A 21,066-nucleotide genomic window follows, 5' to 3' on the forward strand; every position below is an offset into this window, starting at 1 on the left:
AGCTTGTCGCCAGCCGGCACCGCCTCGCCGGCCAGGACCCGCCGCTCGGTCTGGGCGATGATCCGTTCGATCAGCGGCTTATAGTGGCGGACTTGCGCCTGCCAGAGGTCAACCGCCGGGCCCGCCGCCAGGGGCAACTGTTCACTCGCCTGCTGCAGATAACTCAAGGTTGTCTGCGTGATCTTGAGCAGTGTGCGGTAGTGCTTGATCCGTTTCGGGCGGCCGCGGGAATATTCGATCGCCCGAGCCTGCTTCTTTGCCGCGCGGCAGTGGTCGCGCCATGGGATGGCACGACCCTGTGCATCGGCCTGCTGCAACAGCCGCACCATCACCCGGACAGCGTCCCATAACAGGCTGCTTCGGCTCGTGGATCAGTGCGGCCGTGACGGTGCTGTCCACACCCACGACCTTGCCACTTTCCAGCCTCTCCTGCCGGGCGCTCGCCAGTAGCACCTGGTTGATCTTTTCAAAGGTTTGCGCCCGGATCGCGCTGATCGTCTTGTGCAAGGCCGACTTCTTCGGAATCCACCCCCACGGCAGCCGGGCAAAGGCGCCCGAAACGAGGCGGAGTCTTCGAGATGGAAGGCCAGTTCCTGATAACTCAACTGGCGATGCTGCTTGAGGCACAGCCCTCGGCCGGCAGCCCCTCGCGACCGGTCTCCTTGAGACCATGCCGGCGCAGGTCCCGCGTCACCAGCCCGAGCAGATCGCGATCATCATCCAGCCATTGCGACATCGCCTTCAGTTCACGACCGATCTCGTGTTCGCGAAAAGATCGAATACACTGGCTTGGACCGTGCGTTCTTGGCGCATTGTCGGCTCCGGCGGTTACGGGTTTGTCTTTAGAATCAGTAGCTTGATCTAAAGTATACCTGAAACCGCCGGGCTTTGCCCGCGCAGATATCACGATTCATCTAATAATTTCAGCAGTTTACCGTTTACGGACGGGCGCTAGCTAGGAGTGGATGAGCCCACCTTGATAATCGAGTTCGTAAGCCCGGCGCTCGTTCACGACGATTACTTCGCGGCCGCTGAAATGGCTGCAGTCGCCGGTGCTTTGATCGGCATAGAAACCGAAGGCATGCTCGAATTCCATGCCGCCGAGAAAGCGTCGGTATTCGGCATACATTTTCGACAGCGCAGCCTTGATGACGGTCCCCGCTCGCTCTCCGTCGATCAGCGAATGCTCAACGATGCGGCCGAAATAGTTCATCGCCCAGATCGGTTCGCTGTCCAGCCACACCACTTCCTGCCCCGCGAAATCCGTTCCGCCGAAGTAGCTGTCGAGATAGCGCCACGGGCCGCGCTGATAGCCGATGTCATGCGATCCCGTCCGGCAGGCAGACGAAGGAATTCCACCGCCGACATAGGTATTGGCCTTGGCCTCGACGATAAAGCGGTTCAATTCGGCGATATCCATATCTTCGCCCTCCCGCTCGGCAGCCTCTCAATAATGGTGCCAATTGTAAAGAACAAAATAGGAACAAAGCTATTGCCCGCAGATTGCTTGTCCTGTGTCGTCCTTCCACTGGGCGATCGGTATGGTGCGGGGTTCGGCTTTGACGTCCTTGCCGTTCTTCTGCAGCTTGCCGGTCAAGGCGTTGTAGTCGCAGGAACCGCCGGCATTGGGGTCGAGCGTGTCGTAGTGATTGTAGGTGAAGCCGCCGACGACAAACTGCTTGTTCCGATAGGCAACCGTCAGCGTCTGGTCCCAGCGATCACGGCCGATGGCGCTGTTTTGTGAGTGTACGGCGATCGAGGATTTGCCGACGGCTTTCAACGACGGTTCCTGTCCGAAGACGCCCTCAGCGCTGGTGCTGCCCCAAATCTTGTTTGGCGCACTCAGCGAAAGTCGCAAGAGCTCGTGGTCGCTGTCGCGAAGATAGATGTATATGCCGATCTGGTCGTCGCTGGCGCTGCCTGCTGGCGCGACTAACAGTGCAAGATCCATTCCCCCGTCGCCATCCCAATCACCGGTCGCAGCATCGACGATGCGCGCAGCATCAATCTGCTCGGCATTGGCAGTAAACGCCGCCGATAAAGCCAATCCAGCAATTAATACAAACTTAAACATGCTTTTCTCCCGTCGCCACACCGCCAGCAGAGCGGAAAAGAATCCTGTTGACAATAGAACACTAGGAGAACAAAATAAAAACATAAGAGAACAGGAGAGCCAAATGACTGACATGATCCGTGATATCGCAGCATTCACCTCCATCGCAATGTTCGTTGCCAGCTTCTCGCTGATCTGCATGGCAATGTAAGAATTACGGGGACCGCATGACCGCCATGCGGACTGAACGCTTCCCTTCTCTGGACATCGACCCCTCAATGCTGAGAATAGCTCTGATTGATTCAGGTGATCGGAAGGCATGTCATGGCGGGTGCGGAGAAAGACGCGGTAAGCGGTTTCATCGGCGGTACGCCCGGCTTCGTTCACCTTCGGGTCCACTCGGCCTATTCGCTGCTTGAAGGCGCGCTGCCGCTAAAGAAGATCCTCTACAAGGCGTCGGGCGATAGCCAACCGGGGATCGCGATCACCGACACCAACAACCTATTCGTCGCCCTCGAGTTTTCTCAGAAAGCGGTGGATGAAGGACTGCAGCCGATTATTGGCTGCCAGGTCTCGATCGACATGGAAGACGGCCTGGAGACGGAACGGCGTGGCGGCCAGCAGGCGCTCGTCAAGCTCCCGTCTTTGGTACTGTTGGCTGCGACCGAGGCCGGCTACGAGCGGCTGGTGGATCTCGTCAGTCGGGCCTATCTCGGCGGTGAGGGCGGTCAGTCGATACACATTTGTGCCTCTTGGCTCGATGAGATCGGAACCGACGGCCTAATTGCTCTGACCGGTGCCTTGACGGGGCCGATCGATATGGCGCTGAAGGACGGCCATACAGCTCAGGCGGAAGCACGCCTTCTGCTGCTGAAGCGGCATTTCGGCGACCGACTGTATGTCGAACTGCAACGTCATGGCACCTATGACAAACGCCATGAGCAGAAGGTGATCGGTCTTGCCTATGAGTGTGATTTGCCGCTGGTCGCCACCAACGAAGCATTCTTCCCGACGCGCGACGACTATGATGCCCACGACGCCCTGATGGCGGTGGCCCACAACGCCATCGTTTCGGACGATACGCGGTTCCGCCTGACGCCCGATCACTACCTAAAGAGCCGCGCCGAGATGGCGAAGCTGTTTGCGGATCTGCCGGAAGCGTTGGAAAATACCATCGAGATCGCGCGCCGCTGCTCGTTCATACTCAAGACGCGCAAGCCGATCCTGCCGCGCTTCACGGGCGCCACGGCCGATCCCGAGGAAGCGGAACGCGAAGAGGCGCTCGAACTGCGCCGGCAGGCAGAGGAAGGGCTGGACAATCGCCTCGCCACGCTCGGCATGTCGCCCGGCTACGAGGAGAAGGACTACCGCGAGCGCCTGGAATTCGAGCTCAGCGTTATCGAACGCATGAAGTTTCCGGGCTACTTCCTCATCGTTTCGGACTTCATCAAATGGGCAAAGCAGCATGACATTCCCGTCGGTCCGGGTCGTGGCTCGGGTGCGGGCTCTCTGGTTGCCTACGCGCTGACGATTACCGACGTCGATCCGCTGCGTTTCTCGCTGCTCTTCGAACGCTTTCTCAATCCGGAACGCGTTTCGATGCCCGACTTTGATATCGACTTCTGCCAGGATCGCCGCGAAGAGGTGATCCGCTACGTGCAGCGCAAATACGGCCGCGAGCAGGTGGCGCAGATCATCACCTTCGGTTCGCTGCAGGCGCGCGCGGCACTGCGCGACGTCGGCCGTGTGCTGGAAATGCCCTACGGTCAGGTCGACAAGATCTGCAAGCTGGTTCCCAACAACCCAGCCAATCCCACGCCACTGTCGAAGGCGATTGAGGAAGAGCCGAAGCTGCAGGAGGAGGCCGGCAAGGAGCCGGTCGTCGCGCGCCTGCTCGATATCGCCCAGAAAATCGAGGGCCTTTACCGCCACGCCTCGACGCACGCCGCCGGTATCGTCATCGGCGACCGCCCGCTGTCGAAGCTGGTGCCGATGTATCGCGATCCGCGTTCCGACATGCCGGTCACCCAGTTCAACATGAAGTGGGTCGAGCAAGCCGGCCTCGTCAAGTTCGACTTCCTCGGCCTGAAGACGCTGACGGTGCTGAAGGTCGCCGTCGATTTTGTCGCCAAACGCGGCATCAAGGTGGATCTCGCTTCGATCCCGCTCGACGACAAGAAGACCTACGAAATGCTCTCGCGCGGCGAAACGGTCGGCGTGTTCCAGGTTGAAAGTGCGGGCATGCGCAAGGCGCTGATCGGCATGAGACCAGACTGCATCGAGGACATCATCGCGCTCGTGGCGCTTTATCGCCCCGGTCCGATGGAGAACATCCCGACCTACAACGCCCGCAAGCACGGCGAGGAAGAAATAGAATCGATCCATCCGACGATCGACTACCTGCTGAAGGAAACGCAGGGGGTTATCGTCTACCAGGAGCAGGTGATGCAGATCGCCCAGGTCCTGTCCGGCTACTCGCTTGGCGAGGCCGACCTTCTGCGCCGCGCCATGGGTAAGAAGATCAAGGCCGAGATGGACCAACAGCGCGAGCGCTTCGTCGATGGTGCCGTGAAGAACGGAGTGTCGAAGCCGCAGGCCGACAACATCTTCGAGCTTCTGGCGAAGTTCGCGAACTACGGCTTCAACAAGTCGCACGCCGCCGCCTACGCGATCGTCTCCTATCAGACCGCCTACATGAAGGCGCATTATCCGGTCGAGTTCCTCGCCGCGTCGATGACGCTTGATATGTCGAACACCGAAAAGGTCAACGACTTCCGCCAGGACGCCAAGCGCCTCGACATCGAGGTGATCCCACCCTCGGTGCAGACTTCGTTTCGCCACTTCGAAACCGGCGACAACAGGATCTATTATGCGCTGGCGGCGCTGAAGGGTGTCGGCGAATCGGCTGTCGATCATATCGTTGAGGTTCGTGGCGACACTCCATTCGCGAGCCTTGAAGATTTCTGCCTGCGCATCGATCCGCGACAGGTAAACCGCCGCGTGCTGGAAAGCCTGATCTTCGCCGGTGCTTTCGATTGCTTTGGGCTCGATCGCGCGCAACTGGCAGGTGGTCTCGACCGGATCATGGGCTATGCCCAGCGTGCACACGAAAACAAGCTGAGCGGCCAGTCGGATATCTTCGGCAGCGCTCTTTCGTCAGGCCCCGAGAAAATCTCGCTGCCGCCGTTTTCGCCGTGGCTGGCCTCCGAGAAGCTGCTTAAGGAGTTCCAGGTCCTTGGCTTCTACCTGACCGCGCATCCGCTCGATAGCTACCAAAACATTCTGCAGAAGATGCGCGTGCAGACCTTCGCCGAGTTTTCGGCGGCAGTGAAGCAGGGAGCAAGCAACGGACGCCTTGCGGGCACCGTCATTTCCAAGCAGGAGCGCAAGACGAGGACCGGCAACAAGATGGGCATCATCGTGTTTTCGGATTCATCCGGTCAGTTCGAAGCCGTGCTGTTTTCCGAGATGCTGAACCAGTACCGCGATGTGCTGGAATCCGGAAAGTCCTTCGTGATCACCGCGACCGGGGAGGAGCGGCCGGAAGGTGTCGGCCTTCGGCTGCAGACCATACAGTCGCTTGAGGAGAAGTCTCTGCAGATGCAGAAGGCTCTGCGCGTCTACGTGCGCGATTCCGGGCCGCTTCGCGCGGTCGCGGCGCACCTCAATGCCAAGGGTGATGGCCTCGTCTCCTTCATCGTGATTAAGGAGGAGGGCAAACGCGAGGTGGAAGTCGAGCTTCCGCAAAAATATCGCATCACGCCCGAGATTGCCGCGGCCCTTCGTGCGGCACCTGGCGTCGTTGACGTCGAGTTGGTCTGACGTCAGCCCCTTGTTAGGGTAATGAAGTCGGTTCCGTTGCCGGTCTCGAGTCCGAGGCCGGTGTCGGAAATCGTCAGTGTCGAGCCGGGGGTCAGCATGGCGTCGATTTTTCGCCGCGTCTCATCGGGAATATCGATACGGCTCAGAGCATTGGCGATCGGCGTGCCTGATATGATTGAGCTCTCGAGGCTGCTGATTCCAAGCCGCGTCATGGTTGCGCGCGAGAGTGTATTTGGAAGCGTCGCACCCATCCAGTCTGCCGAGCCGGTTTCGAAATCGATACTGCGTGCCATCAAGAAATGCGTGCCGAGGGCAAGGCGAGGGTTCTCGATCGAGATCGGCGCTTCAAGAACAGGCTGGAAACCTTGGCGGATCATGATGACGCCGTTCGGCGGCGTTCCCTTCCCGGCCGCGGCATAAACCGCCTTGGTGAGTGCGTCACTCGTTGGTGACTTGTCTGCCGTGGGCTCAACCGGATATTTCAATTTGAAATCGCTGATCGCCTGCAGCGTTGCCGAGCCGAGCAAGCCGTCGGGTCCACCTGCGGCAAATCCGAGCTCATTGAGGTGGGTCTGAAGGTCGATGACCTCCTCGCGCAGACTGCGGCGCGTGATGAGAATGCGGATCGGCGTGTCGTTCGCGGGCGCTCTTGCCGCCGGCGTTTGGGCAGCCGGTAGCGCGACGTCGTTCATCGCGACCTGAACGGGAGCCTGGCCGATCGCCGGCCGCAAAGCCGCGTCGGAAAGCAACGCTGCGGGCTCTGGCATGTCCGGCCGGAAGAGCGTCGGATGATCGATCGGTTCAGGCGTTAGTTCGCCATCGGTAATGATAACCGGAACGCCCATCTCCGTCAGCTGATAAAGCTGCTTGGCGAAGGCTGACGGCATGCGGACGCAGCCGTGCGATGCCGGGTACCGGGGCACGGAGTCCGACTCGTGAAGCGCGATGCCGGACCAGGTCAGCCGCTGCATGAAGGGCATCGGAGCCGCCGAATAGAGGTTGGACTCGTGATATCGCCGCTTCTCGATAACGGAAAAGATGCCGCTCGGCGTTGCATGGCCCGGCTTTCCGGTCGAGACTTTCGAGGTCGCCACGACCTCGGCGCCGTCATAGAGTGTGAGCGACTGCGCATCCTTCGATACGAAGATCTGCAGCGTGCGTGCATCCGCCGCGAGCGCGGGGTGCACGAGTGCGGTGGCCGACAGCAGGCCGAGGACAAAAACGAGACGCGACAACATATGACTCAACCGGTACGCAATACTTGAAACACCAGCCTAATCGGCGAAGCTTAAGGAAAACTTGAAATAGCGGACCTTGAGGCAGGCTCACATATTAGTGTTCGCGCTTGCCGCCAAACGTATATCCGGTCTGGACGGTGCCTTTGCCGAACTTGTCGCGCAGCTTGTCCATTGCCGCTTCGGCGGCTGCCCTGCGGCCGGATTGCGCATCGATAAGGTCGGGTGGATCGGCGCGCGCGGGGTCGCAAAGATCGGTCACGCCGATCCCGATCAGGCGAAACTTCGTACCGTCCGTTTCCTTCTCGAGAAGTTCCAGCCCGGTGCGGAAGATCCGGTCGGCAAGCTGGGTCGGGTCTTCGAGTTTGCGATTGCGAGTGCGCAACTTGAAGTCCGCCGTCTTCATTTTCAGAACCACCGTCTGGCCGGCAATGTCGTGCTTCTTCAGCCGCCAGGAGACCTTCTCCGAAAGACTGCGGAGGATCGGAACGAGTTCATCGTAGCGGGAAATGTCATCAAAGAAGGTCGTTTCGGACGAAACGCTCTTTGCCGCATCGTTCAGATGGACTTCGCGGTCGTCGACGCCACGCGAAAGGCGCGCCAGCCGCTGCCCCATGCTGCCATATCGACGCATGAGGTCGTTTTCCTCCATCCCCTGTAACTGGCCGATGGTGCGGATGCCGTCAGCCTCGAGCGTAGCCGCAAATGCCTTCCCCACGCCCCAGATCGTCGTCACCGGCCGCGGGGCAAGGAAGGAGACGGCCTCTTCCCGGCCGATGACCGAGAAACCTCTGGGCTTTTGCAAGTCGGACGCGACCTTGGCGAGAAACTTGCAGTAGGAAAGGCCGACGGAGATGGTTATGCCGATCTCCTTCTCGATGCGCTGGACGAACCTGGCAAGCGTGCGCGCCGGCGGATCGTGATGCAACCGCTCGGTGCCGCCGAGTTCCAGAAACGCCTCGTCGATCGAAAGCGGCTGAACCAGCGGCGTCAGTTCCTGCATCAAGGTGCGGACCTCGCGTCCGACCTTGACATATTTTTCCATGTCGGGCCGAATGACCACTGCCTGCGGGCAGGCCTCCAAGGCCTTGAACATCGGCATCGCCGAACGAACGCCATGGATGCGCGCGATGTAACAGGCGGTCGAGACCACCCCGCGCTTTCCGCCGCCTATGATGACAGGCTTGTCGGCGAGCTCAGGATTGTCGCGCTTCTCGATCGCTGCGTAGAAGGCGTCGCAATCGATGTGCGCCAGCGTCAGCTCGTACAGTTCCTTGTGCCGCACGAGACGAGGGCTTCCGCACGCCGCGCAGCGGCGCGTTTCGGCCTTCTGCTCGGCAAGGCAGTCGCGACAGAAGCCGGGTGTCTTGGCGTACACAGGTGTCATGACGAGAACAAAGATTGAACATTGCAACATTAGCCTCTAAACTTTTGAGTCTCAAGAGAGGCGAGGAGGATTGCATTGGATATCGATCTCCGTTTCGAGCCGGTGACCGCGAACCGGTGGGGTGACTTCGAACGGCTCTTCGGTCCTCGTGGAGCCTTCTATGACTGCTGGTGCGTTGCGCTCCGTTTGCCTCATGCCGTGCGAGCGAAGATGGGGCCGGGAGAGCGAAAATCGCACATGCAGGGCCGGATAGCCGTCGGTCCGCCGCCAGGCATCCTGGCCTATGCTGATGACGAGCCGATCGCTTGGGTCCAAGTCGGATCCCGGCACGACGTGCCGCAATTTAATTCGCCGCGAACGGTGTCCCGACCGGTGGAGGAAGGCGATGCTCACGATCCGTCATTCTGGGCAGTAAGCTGCTTTTTCCTGCTCGCGCATTTGCGGGGGCAGGGGCTCAGCCATCGTCTCCTTGCCGGTGCAATCGATCATGCGCGGCGTCACGGCGCTCGCTACCTTGAAGGCTGTCCGATCGACCACGTCAAGCAATCGAAGTCGGTGACGCTTTGTACGGGGTCGACTGCGATCTTCGATGCGGCTGGATTTGAAACCGTGGCAAAGCGAAAGGATGGCCGGCCGCTCATGCGGCTGGATTTGCGCTCGTGAGGGCATCGGCCGCGAAATGTGCCCTTAGCAGCTCTGCGGCATGGTCCCAGCCAGTGGCCGCCACGATGTTTCCAACCGGCGGTAGTGCGAACGGCTTGAAATCCGCGTTGGCCATCATGGTCAGGAGCAGGCACTCAGGCAGATGATCGGCAACGGAAAGGAGATTGCGCTGCATATCATCGATGAAGGCGACAGGCAGGCTTCGCCGATCATGAAGCCTTGCGACAACGGGCCCCTTGGGCTCCTCCGTGGCGATCAGGTCGAAAGAGAGGTCGAGCTGGTTGAGAAATTCTCGTCGGATACCGTGGTGCCGAGGTGGCATTGCGGTCAAGAAGACGATGTCGGCGTCGGCCGAGAGCGCCTGCAGCGTTTCGACCGCGTTTTCCGCCGGCCTCTGCCAGAGGTGCTGGTTCGCGAAGAATACTTCCTCAAACGAATCGATGGCTGCTTTATCCAACTCGCTGCCATCGAGCAAAGAGACGATATTGCCGTAGAGGCGGAACGACCGTGGCAGGAGGTCGTAACTGTGCGAGCGCAGAAAAGCGGTAAAGGGAGTGAGGAACTCGAGAACCACTTCGTCGATGTCGCAGACGACCAAAGGCCGGTCGCCGAGGCGCACCTGGCTGATGTTGGTAGCAGTATCCATGCTCAATATTCTCCCGAGCCAAGTCCCGGCGGCGAAAAGTGCAGCCATGCCGCATTCAATGCGTCGAGCGCGGTGCCGGTCGCCTGGCAAAAGGCCATCGCTGTCGGCTCGTGTTGCATGATGAAGTCCATCATGCCGGAAATAAACCCAGGATCGCTGATCGCGTGGCGGACTTGCGCCGGTTCGACGCCGGTCAACGCGAGGAAACGACTGAACAGTTCCGGTTCGTTGGCAAGCCAGGTGAGAACGGAGATTGCGGTCAGCTGTGGATCGGCCGCGAGTTGTTTCGAAGTCTTGAAGTTGCTTTGCATTTCTCTGGGTAAATTACCTATTTTTCAACCAAATAGCGATAGTGTGCCGCCATCGGTTCTATGGAACCAAGCCGCCGCATAAGTCTTCTTCTTGCGGGGAAGCGGTACCAGAACGGACGTAGGACGCGTGTCATGCCCAAACAGGTGATGATTGTAGAAGACAACGAGCTCAACATGAAGCTCTTTCGCGACCTTATTGAGGCGTCCGGCTACACGACGATCCAGACCCGAAATGGCATGGAGGCGCTCGATCTCGCGCGCAAGTACCGGCCGGACCTGATTCTGATGGACATTCAGCTACCTGAGGTTTCCGGTCTCGAGGTTACGAAATGGCTGAAGGAAGACGATGATCTGCACGTCATTCCCGTTATCGCCGTCACAGCATTTGCCATGAAGGGAGACGAGGAACGCATCCGCCAGGGCGGCTGCGAGGCCTATGTCTCCAAACCCATTTCCGTTCCTAAATTCATTGAGACGATCAAGACCTATCTGGGCGATGCCTGACGCATCGGAAAGAAGCCTATGACTGCGCGCATTCTGGTGGTTGATGATATTCCGGCCAACGTCAAGTTGCTTGAGGCTCGGCTAGTCGCCGAGTATTTCGACGTACTGACCGCCGGCGACGGCTATCAGGCCCTGGCAATCTGCGAGCGGAACCAGGTCGATCTTGTCCTTCTCGATATCATGATGCCTGGAATGGACGGCTTCGAAGTGTGCGAGCGCCTGAAAGCCAACCCAAAGACTTCGCATATACCCGTCGTCATGGTGACGGCTTTGGATCAGCCGGCCGACCGCGTGCGTGGCCTGAAGGCCGGCGCCGATGACTTTCTCACCAAGCCGGTCAATGACCTTCAATTGATCTCGCGGGTGAAGAGCCTCTTGCGGCTGAAGACGCTCAGCGACGAATTACGGATTCGCTCTGACACCGCCCATACGATGGGAATCGACGAACTGCTACGCTCGGGCGAGGGACGGGGCGACGAATCTGCCCAGGTCCTGCTCGTCGACGGGCGCGCCAATTCGCAGGAACGCATCATCAAGGCACTGAAGCCTATCGCCGACGTCTGCGCGATCTCGGATCCGCAGGCGGCTCTTTTCGAGGCGTCGGAAAATCCCTTTGAGCTCGTCATCATCAACGCCAATTTCGACGACTACGATCCCCTGCGTCTGTGTTCACAGCTTCGCTCTCTGGAGCGCACGCGTTATCTGCCGCTCCTGATCATCACGGAGCAGGGCGATGACGACATGGTGATCCGGGCGCTGGAACTCGGCGTCAACGACTATATCGTTCGGCCGGTCGATCCCAACGAACTGGTGGCGCGCAGCCTCACTCAGATTCGCCGCAAGCACTACAACGATCGCCTACGCGCGAGTGTCAAGCAGACGATCGAGCTTGCCGTCACGGATCCGCTAACCGGGCTCAGCAACCGCCGCTACCTGGATAATCACCTGAGCACGCTGTTCAATCGCTCAATGGCGCGGGGCCGCCCGCTATCGGTGCTGATCACCGATATCGATCGGTTCAAACAGGTCAACGACACCTATGGGCATGATGCCGGGGATGATGTGCTTCGGGAGTTTGCGAACCGCATTCGCTCCACCGTCCGCGGCGCCGATCTTGCCTGCCGCTACGGCGGTGAGGAATTCGTGGTGGTCATGCCCGATACCTCGCCCGAGGTGGCCGCAACCGTCGCGGAGCGGTTGCGCTCTGTGGTCGAAACGACACCGTTCCTGCTGAAGTCATCGGGGCAGGAGTTGAGCGTGACTGCCTCCTTCGGCATCTCGTCGCGAATCTCGTCGGTCGTTACGCCGGGGCAGCTGATGAAGCAGGCCGATCTTGCGCTCTACGAGGCAAAAACGGGCGGTCGCAATCGGGTCGTCGCCGCGGCTTGAGTAACACTTCTATGAAGCATTTGGGTCATCCACAGCTACCTGATTCATGCCTGCCGACGCGTGGCAGCCAAGTAACTTGAATGCAAAGCCGGCCATTTGACCTGAACATTTGTTGGCTCTCGATAGCAGATGCGGTACGGGCTCAGTGATAAATGTGAGGATCAATCAGATTTAGGCGACATTTCGCAAGTAGCTGTGATAACCAAGTTTCGAGGCGTAAAGGCGCAAGCTAATACTATTGACCTATAGTTTCGCCATTCTTTGTCAATTTGGCGCTATTCTTGCTATTGGAGGCGACTCGAAGCTCTAAAAACTGTCCCAAAGCCGTACTTTTAACCATAGAATCAACCTCGGAGATCTAACCATTAAGAATTTGTTGATTTTCTTTCATTTTCGAGCAAATTATCGAACCATAAGAGATAAGCACTCCCCGTGAGGAGTCTGAGATACCCCATGATGCTCAGGTCCGCCGCATCTCCTGGGTCGTGGGGTCGGTCGGCTGGTTTGCAACATTTAGCGGTTCCTCGTGCCGCGTTGCTTGCCGGTCGACCCCCTTTCAAGAAAACGCCGTCCTTTCCCATTTCGGGAGGACGGCGTTTCTGTTTTCAGGCATCAGAAATCAGACAATAAAGCCGGCGAACAAAAAGCGCGCAGCCCGTAGGCGCGCGCCTTTTTGAAGACGTCAGATCAAGCGATTACTTGATCTTGGTTTCCTTGAACTCGACGTGCTTCTTAGCGATCGGGTCGTACTTGGTCTTCGTCATCTTGTCGGTCATCGTACGGCTGTTCTTCGTCGTGACGTAGAAGAAACCGGTGTCGGCCGTCGACAGCAGCTTGATCTTGATTGTGGTAGCCTTGGCCATGGTCGTCCTGCCTTTAATAAAATGAAAGCCGTGGCAGGCCGGATAGGCTCCACGGCAAATTCTGGCGCGAAACTACGAATCCAGCCCGAAAAGTCAAGCCCGCTTTCGGAGGAAAAGCAGTCTGACGGCGGAAAGCAGGGCATAAAGCCCGAAGAATCCAGCGATCGCCCAGGCAAAACCGTTGTTGCCCGCAACGTCGATGGCCGCGCCGATGACCTGCGGTCCGGCCACTGTGCCAACCGCATAGCAAAACACAAAGGCCGCGTTGGCTGCCGCGAGGTCGGAGCCGGTCAGGCGCGAGCCCAGGTGACTGAGGCCCACCGTATAGAGTCCCGCAACGCAGCCGCCCCAGAAGAGGAGAACCGTCGCCATCAGAATCCAGCTGTGCACGAGGACCGGCAGCATCAGGGAGCCGATCAGGCCCATGAAGGCCATGGCGGCCAGCAGCGGACGCTTGTCCTTCATGCGGTCCGAAAGTAGGCCGACGGGAATCTGGAAGATCACGTTGCCGATTCCCATTACGGTCAGCAGCAGGGCTGCCTGCGATTCGGTAAAGGCGGCGCGCACTGCATAGATAGGGAACAGCGCCAGACCACCGGCTTCGACGGCCCCGAAGATGAAGACGGCAGCTGTTGCTGTCGGCACCAGGAAGACGTAGCGCATGAAATGCAGCTCGGGTTTCTCTTCGAGGACCGGACTCTCATACCGCGCGATATAGATTGGAATGGCTGCCAGCAGAACGGCGCCGGCGCCGACAGCAAACGGCAGGATGCCATCGCTGCCGAGAATCGAAAAGAGCAGCGGTCCGCCGGCAAACCCCAGCGACAGGACAGTGGCATAGATGCCGAGCACGAAACCGCGCTTGGAAGGCGGCGAGGCGGCGTTGATCCAGAATTCCGACAGGATGAACAGCGTCGTTGTCGCGCCGTGAAAGGCGAAACGCAGCGGAAACCACATCCAGAAATCCTGGGCGTAGTAGAAGGCGAGCGCGCTGATCGCTGAAATCACGACGGCCCAGATCATGGTCGGGGCGACACCATATTTGTGCGCCAGCTTCGTGGTGATGGGCGCAGCCGCCATCGCGGCAACCCCGGCCATCGCGGTGTTCAATCCGATAAGCGTCGACGGAATGCCGCGCTTTTCGAGAATGATGCTGAGAAGCGGAAGCCCGAGGCCGATTGCTATGCCGACAGCGGAGATGGACGAGACGGCTGCCACCAGCGAAGGCCAATGAATTTCTTCGACATCGCCTGCTGCTGTGCCGTTTCGCGGCTGAGACATATACGCATCCTTAGAGACCTGCTGCACAGAATCGCTCACCGCGAAGCACCATAGAAAGGCACAGGAGTACCAAATCCGAGTGACGGCTGTGCTTTACAAGATGAAACGCGCTGGCGGCAATAACCTGGATGATCTTGAATGGATATAGTCAAAGAACCTTACCGAATAGGCATGAGATTTCGCCCCGCGGAACCGGGGCACGGCTGGGCGTGCCACTACACGTCAATTGTGTCGTGAAGGTGAAGGGGCAGGTACGCGCCTAGCGTTTGCGGCCCGGTATCTCGTAGGCGTCGTGATCGTCGGTTTGTCCACCGAAGCCGTGCATCTTCAATGCCCATTGCAGGCCGATGACGCCGCCTTTGATCGGCTGGATGATCAGCAGTGTCGCCAGCAGCGTGATAGGCGTCCAGATCGCGAACGTCAGCCAGAGGGGCATTGGCCAGAGGAGGTCGGTTGCCATGTAGCCGCCGATAATGAGATGGCCGATGACCACGATGGCGAGATAGGGCGGCAGGTCGTCCGAGCGATGGTGGTGCATGGCCTCGCCGCAGGCGGCACAATTGTCCACCGGCTTCAGGAAGCTTTTGAAGAGTTTGCCGCTGCCGCATGCGGGGCAGGTGTTCAGCATGCCGCGCTTGATAGAGCGGCCGAGCGGACGCTCCACCTCCTCACTGCCTCCGTAACGGATTGCCTGGTCGGTAGAGGTGGTCGTCATCGTTCGTTTCCTTTCGCGGCGTCCCTACCCGCCTATCGCCGCCCTCTTGGCGGCCTTGTTCCGGCCTTCTTGCGCGCGCGGCTAGCGTCGCGCCGGCCCGCCTTGTGGAACGAACGTACAGCTGTGGGCATCTTTCGCCCTTCGCTGATCATCTCGAAGCGTAGCGCACCGGCAAGCGGAATGGCTTCTGCAAGCTTGACCGTGACACCGTCGCCGAGGCGATATCCAAGCCCGGTCTTTTCGCCAGACAGCGCCTGGTGTGCCTCATCATAGATGAAGTAGTCCGTTCCGAGCGTAGATATAGGAACGAAGCCGTCCGCTCCATAGTCCGGGAGAGTGACAAATAGTCCCGATTTCGTCACACCTGATACGCGTCCTTCGAATTCCTCGCCGACGCGACCGGCAAGATGATGGGCGATCAGGCGATCCACCGTTTCGCGCTCGGCAGCCATGGCGCGCCGCTCGAAGGTGGAGATCTCGGCGGCGATGTCATCGAGCACCCCTTCCTCATCGGGGGTGATGCCACCTTCGCCGAAGCCGAGCGAGCCGACCAGCGCACGATGCACGATGAGGTCCGCATAGCGGCGGATCGGCGAGGTGAAGTGCGCGTATTTCATCAGGTTCAGGCCGAAATGCCCGATATTCTCGGGGCTGTAGATCGCCTGGCTCTGCGAGCGCAGCACCATCTCGTTGACCATCGTCTGATGCGGGGTGTCATCGGCCTTGGCAAGGATCATGTTGAAATTGTTGGCGCGCATGTTGCCGCCCTTGGCGAGCGATATGCCAAGGGTCGCCAGAAACTCGCGCAGCACTTCCTGCTTGGCGAGTGTCGGGCCGTCATGGATGCGATAGATCAGGACCTGCCGCTTCTTCTCCAGCGTCTCGGCGGCCGAGACGTTGGCCTGGATCATCATTTCCTCGATGAGCTTGTGGGCATCGAGGCGTGGCGGCACGAAGACACGATCCACGGTGCCATCCGGCTTCAGCAGGATCTTGCGCTCCGGCATGTCGAGTTCGAGCGGCTGGCGTCGCTCGCGCCCGCGCGTCATCACCCTGTAGGCATTCCAGAGCGGCTTCAGAATGGGTTCCAGAAGCGGTCCCGTCTTGTCGTCGGGTTTTCCGTCGATCGCTGCCTGTGCCTGCTGGTAGGAGAGCTTTGCCGCGCTCTTCATCATGATGCGATGGAAGGTATGGCCGATCTTGCGGCCGTCCTTCGAAAACACCATGCGAACGGCAAGCGCCGGGCGGTCCAGACCTTCTCTCAGCGAGCAGAGGTCGTTTGAAATCCGCTCCGGCAGCATCGGCACGACCCTGTCGGGGAAATAGACCGAGTTACCGCGTTTCAGAGCTTCGCGGTCGAGTGGCGAATTCGGCCGCACGTAATAGGAAACATCGGCGATGGCGACGGTGACGATGACGCCGTCCGGATTGTCCGACGAAGGATCTGTCTCTGCATAGACCGCGTCGTCATGGTCCTTCGCGTCGGCCGGATCGATGGTGATGAGCGGGACATCGCGCCAATCCTCGCGATGCGACATTGTCGCGGGCTTGGCATCATCCGCCTCGGCGACAACTGCCGGCGGGAATATATAGGGAATGCCGTGCGCATGGATGGCGATCATCGAGATCGCCTTTTCGGATGCAACGGAACCGATGATTGACAGCACCTTGGCGCGTGGCAGGCCGAAGCGACCGAGGCGAGCGACTTCGACTTCGACGAGATCGCCGTCCTTGGCCTCGCCCTTGTACTCAGGGTCGATCACCATTTCCTCGCCGCGCCGCTCAATCGGCAGCAGACGGCCGGCTCCACCCGGCGCATCCTTGAAGACGCCAAGCAGCGCGCCGCGGCGCTTGTCGAGGATCTTGATGATGCGCGCCGTGTAGGCTGGCCCGCCGCGGTCGGCGGCCGGAAAGATCTTCGCCAGGATGCGATCGCCCATCCCGGCAACAGGGGCCTTGCCCTTGCCGTTGCGTCCCGCCGGGGACGTCGACTGGCGGATGGCGACGGCGGGCGCAACGCCCTGATCATCAGGCCACTCCGCCGGACGACCGATCAGTTCGCCGTCCTTGTCGCGCGTCGTGATGTCGAGCACGGTGACGGGCGGCAGGGCGCCCGGCCGGATCAGCGACTTTCGCGTCTTCTGGAGCATGCCTTCCTGCTCCAGTTCGCGCAGGAGGTGCTTCAACTCGACGCGGCTTTCGCCTTTCAGCCCGAAGGCCTTCGCCAGTTCGCGCTTCGACGCCTTTTGCGGATGATCGGCGATGAAACGCAGGATCACTTCGCGGGAAGGCAGCGTGCCGTGGGCCATGTTCAGCGGTTCGGCTGCGGGTTGCTGGCTGGCGCGTCCGATCTTGCCCGGACGCTTGCCCGTGCCCTTCGTTCTCTCCCGCGGGATTTTGCTCACTCTTTGCTCTTCTTCGTCTTTGCCGGCGCCTTGGCCGTCGTCGGCTTGGCGGCGGTCTTGGTCGTCTTGGTTTCGGCGGCCGCGGCCTTCGCCTTCGGTTTTGCCTTGCTCTTCGAGGCCGGTGCCTTGCCCGCCTTGGCGGCGATCAGCGCCAGCGCTTCCTCGACGGTCAGTGCCTGCGGATCAGTGCCCTTCGGCAGCGTCGCATTGACCTTGCCCCAGTTCACATAGGGGCCGTACTTGCCGTCACGAACGGTGATTGCGCCGCCATCGGGATGGTCGCCGAGTTCCTTCAGCGCTGCTGCTGCCGTCCGCCCGCGTCCGCCCGGCGCCTTGCTCGCTTTCTCGGCGATCACGGTCACAGCGCGGTTAAGACCGATCGAGAAGACGTCTTCGACGCTTTCAAGGTTGGCGTAGCCGCCATCGTGCAGCAGAAACGGCCCATAACGACCGATGCCCGAAGAAATCATCTTGCCGGTTTCCGGGTGCTTGCCGATGTCGCGTGGCAACGAAATCAGAGCCATCGCCTTTTCATAGTCGATGTCCTCTGGTTTCCAACCCTTCGGCAGGGAAGAGCGCTTGGCATCCTTGCCATCTCCACGCTGTATGTAGGGACCGAAGCGCCCGGAACGCAGCGTCAATTCCTCGCCGGTCACCGGATCGGCACCGAGATTCTTCGGCTCGTTCAGTGCAACGCCTTCGGCTTCCGAACCGCCTTCGGATGAAAGCTGGCGGGTATAGTTGCATTCTGGATAGTTCGAGCAGCCGACGAAGGCGCCGTATTTCCCGAGCTTCAGCGACAGATTGCCCGTGCCGCAAACCTGACAGATGCGGGGGTCCCCGCCGTCTTCGCGTTTCGGGAAAACAAGCGGCGCCAGCGCCTCGTTGAGCGAGTCGAGAACGTTGGTGACGCGAAGCTCTTTCGTGTCCTCGATCTGGGAGAAGAAATCCTTCCAGAAATCGCGCAGAACCTGTTTCCAGTTCAGCTCGCCGGCCGAGATCCGGTCGAGCTTCTCTTCGAGATCCGCCGTGAAATCGTATTCGACATACTTGGTGAAGAAGCTTTCGAGGAAGGCCGTCACCAGCCGTCCCTTGGCCTGCGGGATGAGTTTGCGCTTGTCGATGGTGACATATTCGCGGTCCTGCAGCGTCGCCAGCGTCGCAGCATAGGTCGAAGGGCGACCGATGCCGAGCTCTTCCATCTTCTTGATCAGCGACGCTTCCGAGTAGCGCGGTGGCGGCTCGGTGAAGTGCTGGGTCGAATTGATCTTCTGCTTCGCGAGGTTCTCGCGCGCATTGATTTCGGGCAGGCGACCATCTTCGTCACCGTCGTCGCTCTGTTCGCCATCTTCCTTCTGGTCGGTATAGGCGGCGATGAAACCATCGAAACGGATCACCGAGCCGACAGCGCGCAGGCCGGCCTTCTCGCCGTTGTTGTCGGCCGTGATTTCAGCCGTCGTGCGTTCGATCTCGGCCGAGGCCATCTGGCTCGCGATACCACGCTTCCAGATCAGGTCGTAAAGCTTGATCTGGTCGGCATCGAGGAACTGACGCACGCGATCGGGCGAGCGATTGAAGTCGGTCGGCCGGATTGCTTCGTGGGCTTCCTGTGCGTTCTTCGCCTTGGTCGAATAGACGCGAGCTTTCTCGGGCATGTAGCGCTGGCCGAATTGATCGACGATGGCCTTGCGTGCCGCATCGATGGCTTCGGGCGCCATCTGAACGCCGTCCGTACGCATGTAGGTGATCAGACCAACCGTCTCGCCACCAATGTCGACACCCTCGTAGAGCTTCTGGGCAATCTGCATGGTACGAGACGCTGAAAAGCCGAGCTTCGAGGAAGCGGCTTGCTGCAGTGTGGAGGTTGTGAAGGGTGGTCCCGGGTTGCGTTTGACCGGCTTCGCCTCGACGGTATCCACTACATAGGTGGCACCCTCGAGAAGCGCTTTCAGTTTGCCGGCTTCCTCGCCGTTCGCGATCGAGCGAGCCTGCAACCGCTTGCCATTCGCTGCAACCAGCCTTGCCTCGAACTCGTCGCCTCGCGGCGTCTTCAAGAGAGCCGAAAGGTTCCAGTATTCTTCAGAGATGAAGCGCTCGATTTCGGATTCGCGATCGCAAACGAGGCGCAGCGCCACCGACTGCACGCGGCCGGCTGAACGTGCACCGGGAAGCTTGCGCCAGAGTACGGGCGACAGGTTGAAGCCGACGAGGTAGTCGAGGGCGCGGCGAGCCAGATACGCATCAACCAGCGGCACGTCGATATCACGCGGGTCGGCCATCGCATCGAGGACGGCCTTCTTCGTGATCGCGTTGAAAACGACCCGCTTCACAGTCTTGCCGTTCAGCACGCGCTTTTTGTTCAGCATGTCGAGGACGTGCCAGGAAATCGCTTCACCCTCGCGATCCGGGTCGGTTGCGAGAAACAGGCTGTCGGACGACTTCACCGCATCGGCAATGTCCTTGAGCCGCTTGGCTGACGCACTATCGACCTCCCACAGCATCTCGAAATCTTGATCGGGAAGAACCGAGCCGTCTTTGGCAGGTAGATCGCGGACATGGCCGAAGGAGGCGAGCACCTTGTATCCGGAGCCCAGATACTTGTTGATCGTCTTTGCCTTGGCAGGCGATTCTACCACTACAACATTCATCATGATTCTCTAAAAAATGGGCCAGGCCGGCGGATAAGCAGATGGAATCCCTGCCGTGCCAAGATAACCGGTTCCTCGACATGGACAGGGAAATCGTTTCGGTCAAGTGGTTTGACTGCATTTTTACGCATTATAATGCTACGCAACCAATGCGAGATAGCAATCGTATTACAATTTGTGATAATTGAGGTATCGTTTTTGAAGTGTGGTTCAGGCTAGCCGAAAAGGCAGGGTTTCTCTTTCCTGAGAGACTATCCCATGGCGGCCAAGTTCGCAAAGAAAGATACCGGACGATCCGGCTCGCATGAGAACATCGCCTTCATAAGGCCGATGCTTGCTGAGTTGCGACGGGTGGCCGAAAAAGAGAACGCCGATATAAATGATTAATGAGGTCGCGAAAGGTCGCCGGTCCGACATTGTCGGAGCGGATAAGACGCAGCCACGCGATGCGTCGGCGTTCTGTCAGCGCAATTCCCTTTGGCCTTGCGCTGCGAGCGTCCATCCTATCCCTTCGCCCCGATTTTGCTTTCCGTCCCGCTCCTCAGGCGGGAGATGTTGGCCTTGTGCTTCCAGAAGGAGATTGCAGTCATGATCGCCGTGACAGCTGCAACCTTTTCGGCCCCCAGTATCCATAATGCAACCGGAATGACAAGCATTGCAACCAGTGCGGAAAGCGACGAGTACCGGGTCGTGAAGGCGACCGCCAGCCAGACCGCAGCAAAGGCAAGAACCATGATCGGCGCAACGCCGAGCAGCGTGCCGATATAGGTGGCGACTCCCTTGCCGCCCTTGAAGCCGATCCAGACCGGGAAGAGGTGCCCGATGAAGGCAAAGAAGCCTGCAATCAGCGCTGCTTCGTTACCCAGGAAGTAGCCGACGATCCAGGCGGCTGCGGATGCCTTCAGTGCATCGAGAAGAAGCGTTGCGGCAGCAAGCTTCTTGTTGCCGGTTCTGAGCACATTGGTCGCGCCGATATTGCCGGATCCAATGCTGCGCACGTCGCCAAGTCCGGCCGCCTTCGTCAGGATCAGGCCGAAGGGGATGGAGCCGAGCAGGTAGCCGATGGCGCCTGCCGCCAAAGCGATCGGCAGCGTGATCTGCCACGTCATGAGATCCGAGACCATGTTCCCCTCCGGTGGTCTTT

General features: G+C 59.6%; 17 protein-coding genes and 2 pseudogenes. 5 read left to right on the forward strand and 14 right to left on the reverse strand.

Annotated features, from left to right (window positions below):
- The 3 genes and pseudogenes from FHT71_RS27775 to FHT71_RS27785 form a co-directional block, all read right to left on the reverse strand.
- Positions 1-813: pseudogene (locus FHT71_RS27775) on the reverse strand (ISNCY family transposase); the annotation flags it as partial.
- Positions 814-955: 142 nt separating this feature from the next.
- Positions 956-1,420 (reverse strand): DUF5680 domain-containing protein, encoded by a 465-nt coding sequence (locus tag FHT71_RS27780; protein ID WP_132594199.1) that lies wholly within the window; start codon positions 1,418-1,420, stop codon positions 956-958.
- 69 nt (positions 1,421-1,489) lie between these two features.
- Positions 1,490-2,074 (reverse strand): hypothetical protein, encoded by a 585-nt coding sequence (locus tag FHT71_RS27785; RefSeq protein ID WP_132594250.1) that lies wholly within the window; start codon positions 2,072-2,074, stop codon positions 1,490-1,492.
- Between the two features lie 303 nt (positions 2,075-2,377).
- On the opposite strand from FHT71_RS27785, the gene dnaE reads away from it, so the two are divergent.
- On the forward strand, positions 2,378-5,875 hold the full coding sequence (gene dnaE / locus FHT71_RS27790) for a DNA polymerase III subunit alpha (RefSeq protein ID WP_183722930.1): 3,498 nt from the start codon (positions 2,378-2,380) through the stop codon (positions 5,873-5,875).
- A 2-nt stretch (positions 5,876-5,877) separates the two neighbouring features.
- Here dnaE and FHT71_RS27795 read toward each other — a convergent pair whose 3' ends face one another.
- Together FHT71_RS27795 and FHT71_RS27800 are read right to left on the reverse strand one after the other, a co-directional pair.
- Complete coding sequence (locus FHT71_RS27795; RefSeq protein WP_183722932.1) at positions 5,878-7,113, reverse strand: L,D-transpeptidase family protein; 1,236 nt, start codon at positions 7,111-7,113, stop codon at positions 5,878-5,880.
- 94 nt (positions 7,114-7,207) lie between these two features.
- Positions 7,208-8,527: a DNA polymerase IV gene (locus FHT71_RS27800; RefSeq protein ID WP_183722934.1), complete on the reverse strand. Its 1,320-nt coding sequence runs from the start codon at positions 8,525-8,527 to the stop codon at positions 7,208-7,210.
- Between the two features lie 45 nt (positions 8,528-8,572).
- Between FHT71_RS27800 and FHT71_RS27805 the strand changes: the two genes are divergently transcribed.
- Positions 8,573-9,160, forward strand: coding sequence for a GNAT family N-acetyltransferase (locus tag FHT71_RS27805; RefSeq protein WP_132594207.1), 588 nt, complete (start codon positions 8,573-8,575; stop codon positions 9,158-9,160).
- On the opposite strand, the gene FHT71_RS27810 is transcribed toward FHT71_RS27805, so the two are convergent.
- Positions 9,135-9,806: a hypothetical protein gene (locus tag FHT71_RS27810; protein ID WP_132594209.1), complete on the reverse strand. Its 672-nt coding sequence runs from the start codon at positions 9,804-9,806 to the stop codon at positions 9,135-9,137. The two genes, FHT71_RS27805 and FHT71_RS27810, sit on opposite strands and share 26 nt — an antisense overlap.
- A gap of 2 nt (positions 9,807-9,808) precedes the next feature.
- Positions 9,809-10,117, reverse strand: a complete 309-nt coding sequence (locus FHT71_RS27815) for a DUF3572 domain-containing protein (protein WP_183722936.1) — start codon at positions 10,115-10,117, stop codon at positions 9,809-9,811.
- A gap of 132 nt (positions 10,118-10,249) precedes the next feature.
- Here FHT71_RS27815 and FHT71_RS27820 point away from each other — a divergent pair, with 132 nt between their 5' ends.
- Positions 10,250-10,621, forward strand: a complete 372-nt coding sequence (locus tag FHT71_RS27820) for a response regulator (protein ID WP_007531841.1) — start codon at positions 10,250-10,252, stop codon at positions 10,619-10,621.
- 18 nt (positions 10,622-10,639) lie between these two features.
- Positions 10,640-12,010, forward strand: coding sequence for a PleD family two-component system response regulator (locus FHT71_RS27825; RefSeq protein WP_132594213.1), 1,371 nt, complete (start codon positions 10,640-10,642; stop codon positions 12,008-12,010).
- Between the two features lie 695 nt (positions 12,011-12,705).
- Here FHT71_RS27825 and rpmG read toward each other — a convergent pair.
- From rpmG to topA, 5 genes are all read right to left on the reverse strand, one after another.
- Positions 12,706-12,873 carry a 50S ribosomal protein L33 gene (gene rpmG, locus FHT71_RS27830; protein ID WP_003587245.1) on the reverse strand — a complete coding sequence of 56 codons (168 nt, stop codon included), beginning with the start codon at positions 12,871-12,873 and terminating at the stop codon, positions 12,706-12,708.
- 93 nt (positions 12,874-12,966) lie between these two features.
- Positions 12,967-14,154, reverse strand: a complete 1,188-nt coding sequence (locus FHT71_RS27835; protein WP_007789726.1) for an MFS transporter — start codon at positions 14,152-14,154, stop codon at positions 12,967-12,969.
- 259 nt (positions 14,155-14,413) lie between these two features.
- Positions 14,414-14,869 (reverse strand): DUF983 domain-containing protein, encoded by a 456-nt coding sequence (locus FHT71_RS27840; RefSeq protein ID WP_007789728.1) that lies wholly within the window; start codon positions 14,867-14,869, stop codon positions 14,414-14,416.
- A gap of 32 nt (positions 14,870-14,901) precedes the next feature.
- On the reverse strand, positions 14,902-17,274 hold the full coding sequence (rnr, locus tag FHT71_RS27845; protein ID WP_132594215.1) for a ribonuclease R: 2,373 nt from the start codon (positions 17,272-17,274) through the stop codon (positions 14,902-14,904).
- Complete coding sequence (topA, locus tag FHT71_RS27850; protein ID WP_132594252.1) at positions 17,271-19,922, reverse strand: type I DNA topoisomerase; 2,652 nt, start codon at positions 19,920-19,922, stop codon at positions 17,271-17,273. Before topA ends, rnr begins: the two co-directional genes overlap by 4 nt.
- A gap of 258 nt (positions 19,923-20,180) precedes the next feature.
- Here topA and FHT71_RS32210 point away from each other — a divergent pair, with 258 nt between their 5' ends.
- Complete coding sequence (locus FHT71_RS32210; protein WP_281040991.1) at positions 20,181-20,309, forward strand: hypothetical protein; 129 nt, start codon at positions 20,181-20,183, stop codon at positions 20,307-20,309.
- Here the strand turns inward: FHT71_RS32210 and FHT71_RS27855 are convergent.
- Both FHT71_RS27855 and plsY read right to left on the reverse strand, forming a co-directional pair.
- A pseudogene (locus FHT71_RS27855) lies at positions 20,302-20,424 on the reverse strand (DNA-protecting protein DprA); the annotation flags it as partial. The gene FHT71_RS32210 and the pseudogene FHT71_RS27855 overlap by 8 nt on opposite strands.
- A gap of 1 nt (position 20,425) precedes the next feature.
- The gene (gene plsY, locus FHT71_RS27860; RefSeq protein WP_183722938.1) at positions 20,426-21,046 is read right to left on the reverse strand and encodes a glycerol-3-phosphate 1-O-acyltransferase PlsY; all 621 of its coding nucleotides are present in this window, start codon (positions 21,044-21,046) and stop codon (positions 20,426-20,428) included.
- Positions 21,047-21,066: the final 20 nt, after the last annotated feature.

It is taken from the genome of Rhizobium sp. BK060 (assembly GCF_014193145.1).
Taxonomy (GTDB): Bacteria; Pseudomonadota; Alphaproteobacteria; order Rhizobiales; family Rhizobiaceae; genus Rhizobium.